The sequence below is a fragment of the Bradyrhizobium sp. AZCC 2176 genome (assembly GCF_036924645.1).
Classification (GTDB): domain Bacteria; phylum Pseudomonadota; class Alphaproteobacteria; order Rhizobiales; family Xanthobacteraceae; genus Bradyrhizobium.
On the sequence record NZ_JAZHRX010000001.1, the window covers coordinates 5,440,431 to 5,455,673 of the forward strand.

14 protein-coding genes are annotated in these 15,243 nt (G+C 63.8%); 9 read left to right on the forward strand and 5 right to left on the reverse strand.

Features of this window, described 5'->3' with window-relative positions:
* Positions 1-139 precede the first annotated feature (139 nt).
* From V1288_RS25515 to V1288_RS25525, 3 genes are read right to left on the reverse strand one after another with little or no spacing between them, the layout of a single operon-like run.
* A complete protein-coding gene (locus tag V1288_RS25515) occupies positions 140-325 on the reverse strand; it encodes a hypothetical protein (protein WP_334359665.1) in 186 nt (61 codons plus the stop codon).
* Positions 322-2,013 (reverse strand): FAD-dependent monooxygenase, encoded by a 1,692-nt coding sequence (locus tag V1288_RS25520; protein ID WP_334359666.1) that lies wholly within the window; start codon positions 2,011-2,013, stop codon positions 322-324. The genes V1288_RS25515 and V1288_RS25520 overlap by 4 nt, the downstream gene beginning before the upstream one ends.
* Positions 2,014-2,024: 11 nt before the next feature.
* On the reverse strand, positions 2,025-2,795 hold the full coding sequence (locus tag V1288_RS25525; RefSeq protein WP_334359667.1) for an enoyl-CoA hydratase: 771 nt from the start codon (positions 2,793-2,795) through the stop codon (positions 2,025-2,027).
* Between the two features lie 216 nt (positions 2,796-3,011).
* Between V1288_RS25525 and V1288_RS25530 the strand changes: the two genes are divergently transcribed.
* Positions 3,012-3,632 (forward strand): TetR/AcrR family transcriptional regulator, encoded by a 621-nt coding sequence (locus V1288_RS25530; RefSeq protein ID WP_334359668.1) that lies wholly within the window; start codon positions 3,012-3,014, stop codon positions 3,630-3,632.
* Positions 3,633-3,798: 166 nt separating this feature from the next.
* Here V1288_RS25530 and V1288_RS25535 read toward each other — a convergent pair whose 3' ends face one another.
* Complete coding sequence (locus V1288_RS25535; RefSeq protein WP_334359669.1) at positions 3,799-4,713, reverse strand: LysR family transcriptional regulator; 915 nt, start codon at positions 4,711-4,713, stop codon at positions 3,799-3,801.
* A 101-nt stretch (positions 4,714-4,814) separates the two neighbouring features.
* Here V1288_RS25535 and V1288_RS25540 point away from each other — a divergent pair, with 101 nt between their 5' ends.
* The 8 genes from V1288_RS25540 (at position 4,815) to V1288_RS25575 (ending at position 14,057) form a co-directional block, all read left to right on the forward strand.
* Complete coding sequence (locus V1288_RS25540; RefSeq protein WP_334359670.1) at positions 4,815-6,311, forward strand: CoA-acylating methylmalonate-semialdehyde dehydrogenase; 1,497 nt, start codon at positions 4,815-4,817, stop codon at positions 6,309-6,311.
* Positions 6,312-6,337: 26 nt separating this feature from the next.
* Complete coding sequence (locus tag V1288_RS25545; protein WP_334359671.1) at positions 6,338-7,483, forward strand: isobutyryl-CoA dehydrogenase; 1,146 nt, start codon at positions 6,338-6,340, stop codon at positions 7,481-7,483.
* Complete coding sequence (locus V1288_RS25550) at positions 7,480-8,553, forward strand: enoyl-CoA hydratase/isomerase family protein (protein ID WP_334359672.1); 1,074 nt, start codon at positions 7,480-7,482, stop codon at positions 8,551-8,553. The genes V1288_RS25545 and V1288_RS25550 overlap by 4 nt, the downstream gene beginning before the upstream one ends.
* 33 nt (positions 8,554-8,586) lie before the next feature.
* Positions 8,587-9,474 (forward strand): 3-hydroxyisobutyrate dehydrogenase, encoded by an 888-nt coding sequence (gene mmsB, locus V1288_RS25555; RefSeq protein WP_334359673.1) that lies wholly within the window; start codon positions 8,587-8,589, stop codon positions 9,472-9,474.
* Positions 9,475-9,484: 10 nt separating this feature from the next.
* The gene (locus tag V1288_RS25560) at positions 9,485-11,212 is read left to right on the forward strand and encodes an AMP-binding protein (protein ID WP_334359674.1); all 1,728 of its coding nucleotides are present in this window, start codon (positions 9,485-9,487) and stop codon (positions 11,210-11,212) included.
* Positions 11,213-11,215: 3 nt separating this feature from the next.
* Positions 11,216-11,695 (forward strand): MaoC family dehydratase, encoded by a 480-nt coding sequence (locus V1288_RS25565; RefSeq protein WP_334359675.1) that lies wholly within the window; start codon positions 11,216-11,218, stop codon positions 11,693-11,695.
* Between the two features lie 118 nt (positions 11,696-11,813).
* Entirely contained in the window at positions 11,814-12,731 is a 918-nt protein-coding gene (locus V1288_RS25570) for an SDR family NAD(P)-dependent oxidoreductase (RefSeq protein ID WP_334359676.1), read from the forward strand.
* 90 nt (positions 12,732-12,821) lie between these two features.
* A complete protein-coding gene (locus V1288_RS25575) occupies positions 12,822-14,057 on the forward strand; it encodes an NAD(P)/FAD-dependent oxidoreductase (protein ID WP_334361401.1) in 1,236 nt (411 codons plus the stop codon).
* A gap of 100 nt (positions 14,058-14,157) precedes the next feature.
* Here V1288_RS25575 and V1288_RS25580 read toward each other — a convergent pair whose 3' ends face one another.
* The gene (locus V1288_RS25580; protein WP_334359677.1) at positions 14,158-15,240 is read right to left on the reverse strand and encodes a D-TA family PLP-dependent enzyme; all 1,083 of its coding nucleotides are present in this window, start codon (positions 15,238-15,240) and stop codon (positions 14,158-14,160) included.
* Positions 15,241-15,243 lie beyond the last annotated feature (3 nt).

Consider the following 15,243-nt stretch of genomic DNA (forward strand, 5'->3'; position numbering starts at 1 on the left):
TCCACTCCGGCATTGGATTATATCTATAATATTATGCGCTGCAAAAAATCGCAACGGATCATCCCATGAAAAATCTCGCCGTTCGCATGAGAGAAATTGATCGATGGGGGCCTTGAGGCGGGATTGTCGTGAACTGTCGCTATTCCAGCCCGTCGAGCGCGGTCTCAACAGCCTTCCTGAAGGCTGCGACGTCGCCGAGTTCGTGGCCGAGCACGAGCGCAAGCCGGGTCAGAAACAGTGCTTCGCGCGCAGGTCCCGCCTGATCGATCGCCGTCGCCAGCGTCTCATAGGCGGCCTCAAAATCCTCGAACGGCATGGAGCTCATGGCGTGTTGCTTCCCAGGCAAAGGCTTGCGGCTTTCAGGATCTCGCCGGGAACGATGGCCTTCCATCGCCCGGCGATGTGCAGGTCGGGCCGCAGCAGATAGAGCGTGCCGGGCGTGGCGGCAAACAGGCGGGCGATTTCGCCGTCGCTATCCGCAATGGTATTCGCTGCGGAGGCCGAGCCGTGTGAGGTGACCAGAACCGCAACGAAACGCTTGTCGATCCGGTCGAGTTGCCCAAGCAGCGCCGCCTGTTCGGCGCTTGGTTGGCCCTCGCAGAACAGGATCGCCGTCATGCCGTTGCCGGCGCGATCCAGCAGATGGCTTTCGCCGGCGATACGGGCATTCGGTGCGGCGCTGCCGCAAGGCGGGCCGCCGGCAAATTCGGCGTCGCGTCCGGCAGAGGGCGTCAGCGGGCTTTCCGAGTAGGTGTAGGGCTGCATCTGGCGCGGATTGGCGAGCCCGCGCGGAAATTCGTGCCTCAAACTGAGGGACAAGGCCGCCTCGCGCGCCAATCGCCAGCCGCGCGTCGGCGGCGTCATGAAACGCGTGCTCTTGGTGGCATTGGCGAAGACGTCGAGGGTGGCGCCGCGCCGCTCCGGCGAATAGCTTTCGAGCAGCCGCTCATTCGCCTCGCCGTGGAGCACGAGCGCCAGCTTCCAGCCGATATTTTCGGCATCCGCCAGGCCATTGTTCAGCCCGCGGACGCCGAAGATCGGCACGATATGCGCGGCATCGCCGATGAAGAAGACGCGGCCGTGGCGGTAGTCATCGAGGCACAGCGTGTTGGCGGAATAGACGCTCCACCATTCCAACTCCCAGGGTTTGCTGTGGCCGACATCGGCGAGGATGGCGCCGACGCGGGCGCGGATGTTTTCCTCCTTCAGGGCGTCTGCCTCGCTCTCGCCTTCGCGAAGCTGGTAGTCGACACGCCAGATGTCATCCGGCTGCTTGTGAATCAGCACCGTGCCGCCGGGATTGCCGCTCGGTTCGAAAAAGGCGCGTCGCTCGGTCGGAAAATCGTGATCCATCCGGATATCCGCGATCACATAGCGACCTTCGTAATTGTCGCCCTTCAGCCGTAAGCCGAGCATCGATCTGACAGGCGAGCGCGCCCCGTCGGCGGCCAGCACATAGTCGGCATCGAGCCGATAATCACCCTCCGGCGATGAAATCCGGGCCGATACGCCATCGTTGTGACGCTCGATGGCCGATAATTCGCTCTGCCAGCGCATGTCGATGAGATCGCTCGTCGCGACCGCATCGTGCAGGAATTTTTCGATGTACTGCTGCTGCAGATTGTACATCGGCAGATATTTTTCGCCCGGCGGTTGCGGCATTTCGAGCCGGAAGATCTGTTCGCCGCGATAGTAGCTGCGGCCGAACCGCCAGCCGAGCGCCTTTTCGAGAAACGGCGTGACCGCCCCGATCCGCTCCAGGATATGCATGCTCGGCCGCGCGATGCAGATCGCGCGGCTACCGTCATTAAATGTGTCCTTGCGATCGATCAGCACGCTCTTGATGCCGTAGCGCGCAAGCACCAGCGCCGCCGTCATGCCGATCGGGCCGGCGCCGACGATCAGTACGCGGCGCCGTGTCGCGACGCCGTCAAGTTCGGGGACACGCCGGGCCGCAAAACGCGGATAGTCGAAGTAAAGCGAATCCAGCGTTCCCCTGCCGGCAGGTCTCATGCCTCCTCCATCTATCTCTTGCGGTCGAGAAATACCTGCATCAGCCGCTGCGGCTCGCCGGTCAGGAAGGACTGCCCGAACACGCCGACGCTGAGATTCACCGATTCCGTCAGCGGCCGTTCTTCCCATTGCCGCAGCAGTGCCTTCTGGGACCGCAGCGCTGCGGGACCGCATTCGAGCAGGGCATTGACCGTATGCTCGACGGCGGCATCGAGCCCGCCTTCCTTCGCGACCACGTCGACCAGGCCCCAGGCGAGCGCCGTGGGCGCGTCGATATTCTCGGCGGTCATCATCAGCCAGCGCGCACGGCCCCAGCCGATCAACCGCGGCAGCAATGCGGCGTGGATCACCGAGGGGATGCCGACACGGACCTCCGGCATGCCGAATTTGGCGTCGTGAGCTGCAATGCGGAAATCACAGGCGGCGGCGACTTCGAGGCCACCGCCGAGGCACCAGCCGGGCAGCCGCGCGATCACAGGCGCCGGAAAGCTGCGCACGGCCTCGCAGAGGTCGCGTAAGCGCGTGATGAAGGCTTCCGCGGACTTCTGGTCGAGCTTGGCCATCTCCTTGATGTCGGCGCCGCCGATCATGCTCTTCTCGCTCTGGCCGGCCAGGATCACCGCGCGAATAGTCTCGTCGGCGGCGAGCTTCTCGAACCCTTCGCACACGCCATCAGTGACAGTGGAGGAAAGGATGTTGAGGGTGCCCGCATTGCAGATCGAGAGACGCACGACGCCCCGGTCGTCGCGGTCGATGCCGCAGTGGGGATTAAGCATTTCCATTGTGTTTTCCGGACTTGTTCGGGACGGTTGACGCCACTTCCAGGGACATTGCGCCAGCTTGTCAAGGGGAGGCGGGGAGGGTGTTGCGCGGCGGCATCTTGCAGTGCACGCGACCGGAACGTTCACGATGATCGGCGCTGAAAAAGCGAAATAGATGCAGCTTTTCCCGCGCACAACTGCTATTATATGACTTCAGACATTTAATGGGATGCGTTGATGCGTTATTCGAAAGAGCACAAGCAGGAGACCCACGCGCGGATCGTGAAGAAGGCCTCGGTGCGGCTTCGCGAAAAGGGCGCGCATGGCATCGGCGTCGCCGACCTGATGAAGGAGGCCGGCCTCACCCATGGCGGCTTCTACGCGCATTTCGACTCGCGCGAGGCGCTGGTGATCGAGGCCTTTGCCTATGCGATGGACCGCTCGGTCGAGCACTGGCGCAAGATCGCCGCTGAGACGCTGCCGGAGAAGCGGCTGTCGACGATCATCGATTCCTACGTCTCGACGGTGCATCGCGACGATCCCGGCCGCGGCTGCGCGGTTCCCACGCTCGGCGCCGAGATCGCCCGCGAAAGCGCCAAGACCCGCAAGGCCTTTGCCGCCAAGCTGGAGCAGTTGATCGAGGTGATGGCCGATCAGATTACGGATGTGCCGCGAAAGACGGCGCGCAAGCAGGCGATGGGCACGCTGGCGACGATGATGGGCACGCTGGTGATGTCCCGCGTCGCGGGCAGCGGTGAACTCTCCGACGAGATTCTCGCCTCCGGCCGCGAGGCGGCGCTGGCCCGTGCCGAAGCGATTAAACCGGCTGCGAAGAAGGCACGGGCGAAGGTGAACTGATTGCGGCTTCCGTTCTTGTCGTCCCGGCCTTGAGCCGGGACCCATACGCCGCGGCCGGCGGAAGAGGCACGAGGCGAGACGGCCTCTCTCACAATTCATATCGGTGGTTTTGGGTCCCGGCTCGCGCTTCGCTTGGCCGGGACGACGATGGATTTGTGCCAGATCTTCACCTTCCGCAAAACAGCGCGCGCTCGCTGTCCACGGTCTCGCAGATGTAGTCGGCCACCGCTCTGATCCGCGCCAGATCCTTGCTGTCGGCGTGCATCAGCATCCAGAAAGTGCGCGAAATCCTGATCTCGTCCGGCAATACCGGGCGCAGCTCGGGGTGCGCCGTCGCCATGAAGTGCGGCAGCACCGCGATCCCAAATCCTGCGATGGTGGCGTTGAGCTGCGCGATCAGGTTGGCGCTGCGGAATTTGGCGGAGATTTTTGGCGAAACCTGCGGCAGGTAGTCCAGTTCCGGCGTAAACAGCAATTCCTCGATGTAGCCGACGAAGCGATGCCGGGGCAGGTCGCCGCGCGATACGATCTTCGGCATGCGGTCGAGATAGGCTGGCGCAGCATAAAGCCCGAGGCTGTAGTCGAGCAGCTTGCGCCCGACGATCCGGCCTTCCTTGGGCATGGTCAGGCTGATCGCAATGTCCGCCTCGCGCTTCGACAGGCTGAACAGCCGCGCGGTAGCGACGAGCTGCAAGTCGAGATCAGGATACCGCTCGGTAAATCTCACCAATCGCGAGGCCAGAAAATGGCTGCCGAAACCGTCGGGGGCGCCGATCCGGACCGTGCCGGTGAGCTGGGCGCGCGAGCCGCCGACCGCCTCCTGGTTGGCGACGATGGTGGATTCCATCGCTTCCGCGCTGTCGGCCACACGTTGGCCGGCTTCGGTCAGCAGGTAGCCGGTCTTGCGGCGATCGAACAGTTTTGCAGAGAGATGCCGTTCCAGGCGGTCGACACGCCGGATCACTGTGGCATGATCGACGGCAAGCTGCTTGGCGGCGGCGGAAACCGATCCGCCGCGGACGATCGCCAGCACGAAACGGAAGTCATCCCAATCGATCGTCTTGGTGCCTTGATCCAGCATTTCCGCACATCTATGGTGCAATATATCGGACTTGTATCCTAAGAAATGCGGGTCAAAAAGGTCTGTAAAGCGATCCAGCCGGGTTCTTAGGGAGGTTATTCATGCGCGCAATCGGACATTTCATCGGCGGCAAAGAGGTCAAGGGCACGTCCGGGCGAACTTCAGACGTTTTCGAGCCGATGACCGGCGACGTTCAGGCCAAGGTCTCGCTGGCGTCCAAGGCCGAGGTTCGGGCCGCCGTGGAGAACGCCAAGGTTGCCCAGGTCGAGTGGGCGAATACCAATCCGCAGCGCCGCGCGCGCGTGATGATGAAGTTCCTCGAGCTCGCCCAGCGCGATTACGACAAGCTCGCAGAGCTTTTGGCGCGCGAGCATGGCAAGACGGTTCCCGACGCCAAGGGCGACATCCAGCGCGGCCTCGAAGTCGTCGAATTCGCCTGCGGCATCCCGCATCTGATGAAGGGTGAATACACCGAGGGCGCCGGCCCAGGCATCGACATCTATTCGATGCGGCAGCCGCTGGGCGTCGTCGCCGGCATCACGCCGTTCAATTTTCCGGCGATGATCCCGATGTGGAAATTCGCGCCCGCGATCGCCTGCGGCAACGCCTTCATCCTGAAGCCGTCCGAGCGCGATCCGGGCGTGCCGATGATGCTGGCCGCCTTGATGATCGAGGCCGGCCTGCCGCCCGGCGTGCTCAACGTCGTCAACGGCGACAAGGAAGCGGTCGACGCCATCCTCGACGATCCGGATATCAAGGCGGTCGGCTTCGTGGGCTCTTCGCCGATCGCGCAATATATCTATGAGCGTGCGGCCGCTACCGGCAAGCGCGCGCAGTGCTTCGGCGGCGCCAAGAACCACGCCATCGTCATGCCGGACGCCGACATGGATCAGACCGTCGATGCGCTGATCGGCGCGGGCTACGGCTCGGCCGGCGAACGTTGCATGGCGATTTCGGTCGCAGTGCCCGTCGGCAAGCCCACCGCCGACCGGTTGATGGAAAAGCTGATCCCGCGCGTGGAATCCCTGAAGATCGGCACCTCGATCGATCCCTCCGCCGATTACGGCCCGCTGGTGACGAAGGAAGCGCTCAACCGCGTCAGGAACTACGTCGACATCGGCATCAAGGAGGGCGCGACGCTCGCTGTCGACGGCCGCAGCTTCAAGATGCAGGGCTATGAAAACGGCTTCTACATGGGCGGCTGTCTGTTCGACAACGTCACCAAGGATATGCGGATTTACAAGGAAGAAATCTTCGGCCCGGTACTCTCGGTGGTGCGCGCCCACGACTACAAGGAAGCGCTGGCCCTGCCGTCGGACCACGATTACGGCAACGGCGTTGCGATCTTCACCCGCGACGGCGACGCCGCGCGCGATTTCGCCGCCAAGGTCAATGTCGGCATGGTCGGCATCAACGTGCCGATCCCGGTGCCGATCGCCTACTACACCTTCGGCGGCTGGAAGAAGTCCGGCTTCGGCGATCTCAATCAGCACGGGCCGGATTCGATCCGCTTCTACACCAAGACCAAGACGATTACCTCGCGCTGGCCGTCCGGCGTCAAGGAGGGCGCGGAGTTCTCGATTCCGACGATGAATTGACGCGCGCGTCATAACCGGGGCGCGGAATGCAGTTCGCTCTCAACGAAGATCAAGTGGCGGTTCGCGACATGGCGCGCGAATTCGCCGCGGAAAAGATCGCGCCGCATGCGCTCCGCTGGGACGAGGAAAAGCATTTCCCCGTCGACGTGATGCGCGAGGCCGCAAGCCTCGGCATCGGCGGCATCTATATCAAAGACGACGTCGGCGGCTCTGCCATGACCCGCTTTGACGCCGCACTGATCTTCGAGGCGCTGGCAACGGGTTGCCCGACCGTGTCGGCCTTCATCTCGATCCACAACATGGCGTCGTGGATGATCGATGCCTATGGCAACGACATCCAGCGGCAGAAATGGCTGCCAAAGCTCTGCACCATGGAACTGCTGGCGAGCTACTGCCTGACCGAACCGGGCTCCGGCTCGGATGCCGCGGCGCTTCGCACCCGCGCGGTGCGCGACGGCGAGCACTACGTTCTGAACGGCCAGAAGCAGTTCATCTCCGGCGCGGGTGGCGGCGATCTCTATGTCGTGATGGTGCGGACCGGCACTGACGGCCCCAGTGGCATCTCCACGCTGGTGATTCCGGCCGACACGCCGGGTGTCTCGTTCGGCGCCAACGAGCGCAAGATGGGCTGGAACGCGCAGCCAACCCGCGCGGTGATTTTCGAGAATGCCCGTGTGCCGGTTGAAAATCGCCTGGGTGACGAGGGTATCGGCTTCAAGATCGCGATGGCCGGGCTCGACGGCGGCCGCATCAATATCGCGGCGTGCTCGCTTGGCGGCGCGCAAAGCGCGCTGGACAAGTCGCTGGCCTACATGAAAGAGCGAAAAGCTTTCGGAAAACGCCTCGACGAATTCCAGGCGCTGCAGTTCCGTCTCGCCGACATGGCGACCGAGCTTGAGGCAGCGCGGACGTTTGTCTGGCGCGCAGCCGCCGCCCTCGACCGCAAGGATGCCGACGCGACCGTGCTGTGTGCGATGGCAAAACGTTTTGGTACCGACGTCGGCTTCGAGGTCGCCAACCAGGCGCTGCAACTGCATGGCGGCTACGGCTACCTCAGCGAATACGGCATCGAGAAGATCGTGCGCGATCTGCGGGTGCACCAGATTTTGGAGGGGACCAACGAAATCATGCGGCTGATCGTGTCGCGCAAGCTGATCGAGGGCGCGCGATGACGGATGCGGCCGTTGCAGAGGGCGACCTGATCGCGCGCAAGGAAGGCTCAGTCGGCATTCTCCGCCTGAACCGGCCGAAGGCCATCAATGCGGTGACGCTGGAGATGTTCCACGACATTGACAGGGCGCTCGATGCCTTCGAGGCCGATCCTGCCGTCGCCGTGATCCTGCTGGAAGGCGCGGGCGAGCGTGGCCTTTGCGCCGGCGGCGACATCCGCGCGCTCTGGGAAAGCTCCAAGGTCAAGGGCGATCTCGGCAAGATCTTGTGGCGCGACGAGTACATCCTCAACGCCCGCATCAAGAAATTCGCGAAACCGTACGTCGCCTTCATGGACGGCATCGTAATGGGCGGCGGCGTCGGCCTGTCGGCGCATTCCAGCCACCGTGTCGTGACCGAGAAGACAAAACTTGCGATGCCCGAAGTCGGGCTCGGTTTTTTCCCCGATGTCGGCGGCACCTGGCTGTTGTCGCATTCGCCCGGAGAGATCGGCACCTATTTTGGATTGACCGGGCAGACCATGAATGGCCCCGACGCGATGCATGCAAAGTTTGCCGATGCGGTGGTGCCGTCGTCAAAACTGCCGGCCTTGCGTGATGCGTTGACGAAGATAGGGTCCGGCACAACATCGGCGGACATCAGGAAACTGATCGACGGCTTCTCGACCGGAGAGACGGCCGGGCCGGTCGCCGCGATGCAGACGAAGATAGACGCGTTGTTCTCCCACGATCGCATGGAAGACATTGTCGCGACGCTGCAGCGCGATGGTTCAGACTTCGCGCAGGCGACATTGAAAACGCTGAGCGAGAAGTCGCCGCGCGGCATGGTGGTGACGCTGAAGCTGCTGCGGTTGGCGCGTACGGCCCGCTCGCTGGAAGAGTGCTTGGTACGGGAATATCGCGCCGCGCTGGAAGTCTTCGCCAGCGATGATTTCCGCGAGGGCGTGCGCGCCGCCGTGATCGACAAGGACCGCAATCCAAAATGGTCGCCCGCTAGAATCGAAGACGTGACGCCGGCAATGCTCGCGCCGTATTTCGCCGAGATCGGCGCCCACGAACTGAAATTTCCCTGATCAGAACAGAAAAAGCTTAGCGGAGGATTCGAGATGGCAAATATCGCATTCATTGGCCTCGGCAATATGGGCGGCCCGATGGCGGCCAATCTGGTCAAGGCCGGCCACAAGGTCACCGCGTTCGATCTGGTGGCGGCTTCGCGCGATCAGGCAAAGGCGGACGGGGCCGCCATCGCCGAGAGTTCGGTAGCCTCCGTCAAGGGCGCCGACGTGGTCATCACCATGCTGCCGGCGGGCAAGCATGTGCTGTCGGTCTGGAATGAGGTGGTCCCGGCGATGGCCAAGGGCACGCTGATCATCGACTGCTCGACCATCGATGTCGAAAGCGCCAAGCAGGCGCATGCGCTGGCCGCCAAAAGCGGCATGCTCTCGGTCGATGCGCCGGTTTCCGGTGGAACCGGCGGCGCCAAGGGCGCGACACTAACCTTCATGTGCGGCGGCGACGACAAGGCGTTCGCTGCGGCAAAGCCTGCGCTGGAGAACATGGGCAAGAAGATCGTGCATTGCGGCGGCGCCGGCGCGGGGCAGGCGGCCAAGATCTGCAACAACATGATCCTGGGCATTTCCATGATCGGGGTTGGGGAAGCTTTTGCGCTCGCCGAAAAACTCGGCCTGTCGCACCAGGCGCTGTTCGACGTCGCCTCGACCTCCTCAGGCCAATGCTGGGCGCTGACGTCCTATTGCCCGGTGCCCGGCCCGGTGCCGACTTCGCCGGCGAACAACGGCTACAAGCCCGGATTTGCCTCGGCGCTGATGGTGAAGGACCTCACCCTGGCGCAGGATGCGGCCAACGCCGCTGGAGCCGCGACGCCGCTCGGCAAGCACGCGCAGGAGATCTACAAGGCCTTCGACGCCGCCGGCCACGGCGGGGTGGATTTTTCCGGTATTATCCAGCACGTTAGGAGCCTCGCCGGGAAATAACGGAGACCTGATGACCACCTTCCAGGAAGCGCGCGCCTTTCTGCTCAAGCATCGCACCGATTACGATGCGGCAGTAAAAGGATTTCGCTGGCCCGATCCGGTTCCGTTCAACTGGGCGCTCGACTGGTTCGATGCGGAACTTGCTGCGAATGCCGACAGTCGCGACCGTCCGGCACTCTGGATCGTCGATCCCGGCGACAAGGAGACAAAACTCTCCTTCGCGACGCTGTCGCGCCGATCCAACCAGGTCGCGAACTTCCTGCGCGCGCAGGGGCTGAAGCGCGGCGATCATTTGTTGCTGCTGCTCGGCAACGTCGTGCCGCTGTGGGAGACCATGCTGGCGGCGATGAAGCTCGGCGTCGTCGTGATTCCCGCGACCACGCTGCTCACCCCTGACGAATTGCGCGACCGGCTCGATCGGGGCAGGGCGCGGGCGGTGGTCGCCTCGCAGGATCAGGTCGCAAAATTTGCAGGCCTTGGCGGCGGACTGGCGCGTATCGTGGTCGGCGCGACGTCCCAGCATGATGGCTGGCGCGCGTTCGAGGAGTCCGCCAACGCCTCCCACGACTTTACGGCTGATGGACCGACCAATGCCGACGACCCGATGCTGCTCTATTTTACCTCGGGCACCACGGCAAAACCAAAACTCGTGCGGCACAGCCAGCGCAGCTATCCGGTAGGCCATCTGTCGACGATGTTCTGGCTCGGCCTGCAGCCGGGCGACGTGCACCTCAACATTTCATCGCCGGGCTGGGCCAAGCATGCCTGGAGCTGCTTCTTCGCGCCGTGGAATGCGGGGGCGACCGTGTTCGTGGTCAACCAGCCGCGCTTCGACGCCAAGGCGCTGCTCGCGACCGTCGGCCGCTGCGGCGTCACCACGCTATGCGCGCCGCCGACGGTGTGGCGGCTGTTCATTCAGGAGAAACTCGCGGATTTCAAGGTCAGCCTGCGCGAGGTCTGCGGCGCCGGCGAGCCGCTCAACCCCGAAGTGATCGATCAGGTGAAGACGGCGTGGGGCCTCACCATCCGCGACGGCTATGGCCAGACCGAGACCGCGGCGCTGGCCGGCAACTCGCCGGGACAGAAGGTCAAGGTCGGCTCGATGGGTCGCCCGTTGCCGGGCTACCGGGTGCGGATCACCGACAATGACGGCCACGTCACCAAGGAGGGCGAGGTGACGCTGGTGCTCGGCGTTGACCGGCCCGCAGGCCTGATGCAGGGCTATCAGGGCGACGACGGCAAATTGAGCGGCGCGGACGGCGACCTCTACCGCTCGGGCGATGTGGTGTTTGCCGACGACGAGGGCTACCTGACGTTCGTCGGCCGCTCCGACGACGTCTTCAAATCATCCGACTACCGCATCAGCCCGTTCGAACTTGAGAGCGTGCTGCTGGAACATGAGCAGGTCGCGGAAGCCGCTGTCGTCCCGAGCCCCGATCCTATCCGGCTCGCGATTCCCAAGGCCTATGTGCTGCTGGTGTCGGGCGTCGAACGCACGCCGGAGACCGCCTTATCGATCTTCAAGCATCTGCACACCCGGCTTGCCCCCTTCAAGCGCATTCGCAAGATCGAATTGGTGACGGAACTGCCCAAGACAATTTCCGGAAAGATCCGCCGCGTGCAGTTGCGTCGGCTCGAACATGATAATGACCGCAGTGACGCGCTGCGCGGCGCGGAGTTCCGCGAAGAAGAATTCCCGGAGCTGCAGAAAGTGCGGACTGCCGGGTTGGAGAGCTGATCAATGAATGAAGTCTGGAAGAAGCCGCCGGTCTCCTTTGAGGCCTATCAGGCCATGGTCGGCAAGGAGATCGGCGTGTCGTCGTGGCACCTGATCGACCAGAGGCGGATCAACGTCTATGCCGACGTGATCGAGGACCATCAGTTCATCCATGTCGATCCTGAAAGGGCAAAGAAGGAAACCGCGTTCGGCAACACCATCGCGCACGGCTTCCTCACGATGTCGCTGATGAGCATCATGTCCTACGAGGTGATGCCGGTCATCGAGGGCACCGCGATGGGTGTGAACTACGGGTTCGACAAATTGCGCTTCCTCTCGCCGGTGCGGGCGGGCTCGCGGGTGCGCGGCCGGTTTACGCTCGCCGAAGCCAAGCTGCGCAAGCCGAAAGAGCTGCAGTCGCGCACCAATGTCACCGTCGAGATCGAGGGCGAGGATAGGCCCGCGCTGGTCGCCGACTGGATCGGGCTGATCTATTTCAGTTGACCTCTCATTCGTCGCTGCCGGGCTTGACCCGGCCATCCATCGCTGCTCAAAAAAGCTCTTCAATTTGATGGATGCCCGGGGCAAGCCCGGGCATGACGAGAATCCGGGAATTCCACTCATGGCAATCAGGTTTGACGGACGCGTCGCTATCGTCACCGGCGCGGGCAATGGTCTGGGACGGGCGCATGCGCTGGGGCTGGCGAGCCGCGGCGCCAAGGTGGTGGTGAATGATTTTGGCGGTGCGCGCGACGGCACCGGCGGCTCGTTGTCGCCGGCCGAAGCCGTGGTCGAGGAAATCCGCAAAGCCGGCGGCACCGCGATGGCCGATGGCGCCGACGTCTCGAAGTTCGGACAAGTCACGGCGATGGTCGAGCGGGCTACGAAGGAGTGGGGCAGCGTCGATCTGCTGTGCGCCAATGCCGGCATTCTGCGCGACAAGTCATTCGCAAAAATGGACATAGCCGACTTTGCCAAGGTGCTCGACGTGCATCTTGTCGGCACTTTTTACTGCTGCAAGGCGGTATGGGAGGGCATGCGCGAGCGGAATTATGGCCGCATCGTGCTGACGACCTCGTCGTCGGGTCTGTTCGGTAATTTCGGCCAGGCCAATTACGGCGCGGCCAAAGCCGGCATGGTCGGCCTGATGAACGTACTGGCCGAGGAGGGCCGCAAGAACAACGTCCGCGTCAACACGATCTCGCCGACCGCGGCGACCCGGATGACGGAAGAACTGCTGCCGCCGCAGGCGCTCGCCCTGATGCGCCCCGAGGCGATCACGCCGGCTGTGGAATTCTTGCTCAGCGAGGACGCGCCGACCCGCACCATCATGGGCGCGGGGGCCGGCTCTTTCGCGGTGATCAAGATCATCGAGACCGAGGGCATCAACTTAGCCCAGTCCGACTGGACGCCGGATGCGATTGCCGCGCGTTTCGCCGAGATCGACGATGTGTCGAAAGCCAGGGCGCTGCAGGGCGCGTTCGAGCAGACGCAGAAGTATGTCGCCCAGGCTGCGGCGCGGGCGGGGATCAAGCTGTAAGCGCGCTTCGCACTCTCCGCCGTCATGGCCGGGTCAAGCCCGGGCATGACGACTGTTATTGTGGCAGCCAATCTGGCCTACACTCCCGCCATGTCTACAACGTCACAACACGTCGCCATCATCGGCGCCGGCCCCGCCGGCCTGATGGCGGCCGAAGTGCTCGCGCAGGGCGGTGCTTATGTCACCGTCTACGACGCGATGGCCGCCGCCGGCCGCAAGTTCCTGATGGCGGGAAGAGGCGGGCTGAACCTCACGCACAGCGAGCCATTGCCGCAATTCCTCGCGCGGTACCGCGAGGCGGTGCCGCATCTGAAAGCTGCGATCGAAGCGTTCCCGCCGAGCGCCTTGCGTGACTGGAGCGAAGCGCTGGGGCAGGAAACATTTGTCGGCTCCAGCGGTCGCGTCTTCCCGAAAGCCTTCAAGGCCTCACCATTGCTGCGCGCATGGCTGCGGCGGCTGGACTCGAGGGGCGCAAGACTGGCGCTGCATCACCGCTGGACCGGCTGGGATGAGCAGGGCCGTCTGCATTTTCAAGCGCCGGATGGACCGCAAGTCTTCGCGACGGGCGCGACCGTACTAGCCCTTGGCGGTGCAAGCTGGCCGCGGTTGGGTTCGGATGGCGCGTGGGCGGAGACACTCGCCGCCAAAGGGGTGAAGATATCGCCGCTGCAACCGGCCAATTGCGGCTTTACGATTGCCTGGTCGGATATCTTTCGCGATCGATTCGAAGGTCAGCCGCTCAAGGGCGTGACGCTCATCTTTGGTGAGCATAGCGTGCGCGGTGAAGCCGTCGTGACGCGCTCCGGCATCGAAGGCGGCGCGATCTATGCGCTGTCGGCCGAGTTGCGCGAGGCGATCGATCGGTCGGGACAAGCAACACTGCGCATTGCGCTGCGACCCGATCTCGATATGAACGAGTTGATCGCGAGGGTTTCTGCGCCGAGGGGTAAGCAATCCCAGTCCAACTTCCTGCGCAAAGCCGCAAATCTTTCCCCGGTCGCAATCGGCTTGTTGCACGAGGCAGCCAAGGCATCCGGCGCTTCCCTTGCGTCGCTGTCGCCGACGGGCCTCGCTAGCCTGATCAATGCCGCCCCGATCAAACTCACTGGCGTTGCACCGATCGCACGGGCGATCTCGACCGCGGGCGGAATTGCGTTCAGTGAAATCGACGGTGACTTCATGCTCCGCCGTTTATCCGGCGTGTTCGCGGCGGGCGAGATGCTGGACTGGGAAGCGCCGACCGGCGGCTATCTGTTGCAGGCGTCGTTTGCGACGGGAGCGGCGGCCGGGCACGGCGCGTTGAAGTGGCTAAACCGAAAAATCTAACCCCGTCATTGCGAGCGAAGCGAAGCAATCCATTGTCGCCGCGACGAAGCATCGATTGCTTCGTCGCTTCGCTCCTCGCAATGACGGCGGGATGTCGGCGCTACCGCAACTTCCCCCGCGCCGCGACCGGCAGCGTGCCGATGATCTGCTCGCCGCGCACCATCACCACTTCGTCCATCATGTTGACGACGACGCAGACGTGGTTGGGCACGATCCGCACGACGTCGCCGACGACTGGCCGCGTGTTGCTGCGGGCCAGATCGAGGAAGCCGTGCTCTTCCGCAAAGCGCGCGATCTTGGCTTCGGGGTGTTCCAGAATCAGCCCGTAACCGTCGAGCCCGCCGCCGGGATCCGAGGTTAGCGTTTTCGAGCCGGCGTCAAGGATGCCGCGGTCCGGGCCGGCGCGGCTGACCACGGTGGAATAGATGTTGAGCGCGCAATCGTCCCAACTGGCGACGCCGGCGGCGACCTGCATGCGGTCGTTGTAGATGTAGGTGCCGGGACGATGCTCGGTCGCGCCCTTGAGCTTGCCGAGGTTTTTTAGGTTCGGCGAGCCGCCGGTCGAGACCATCGCCGCATCGAGCCCGTGCGTGCGAATGCCGGCCAGCGCCTCGTCGTAAAACTTCTGCGCCTCGGCCCAGCCGGTCTCGGTTGGGTACAGCATGAAGCCCGCAAACTGCAGCCCCTGGGAGGCTGCGATCTCACGGGCCAGCGCAATCGCTTCGCCCGGTGTTTCGACGCCGGCGCGCTTGCGCCCGGTGTCGCACTCGACCACAACCGACAGCGGGCGTCCCGACGCGGCGGCGGCCTGCGGCAGGCCCGCGATCACGGTCGAATTGTCGGCGGCGACCGTCATGTTGGCCTTGGCCTGCAGCGCGGCGAGGCGGGCCATTTTCTCCTCGCCGATCAGATTGTAGCTGATCAGGATGTCGTCGATGCCGGCTTCCGCCATCACTTCGGCCTCGCCGAGCTTCTGGCAGGTGATGCCCTTGGCGCCGGCTGCGACCTGCATCTGCGCCAGCAAGGGACTCTTGTGGGTCTTGATGTGCGGTCGGTTGGCGACGCCGGCCGTGTCGCAGGCCATCTGGATCCGCGCGATATTGCGCTCGACACGGTCCAGGTCGATCACGGCGCAGGGCGTGCCGTATTCACGGGCGATCTTGGCGGCGAGGGGGGTGGTCATGGA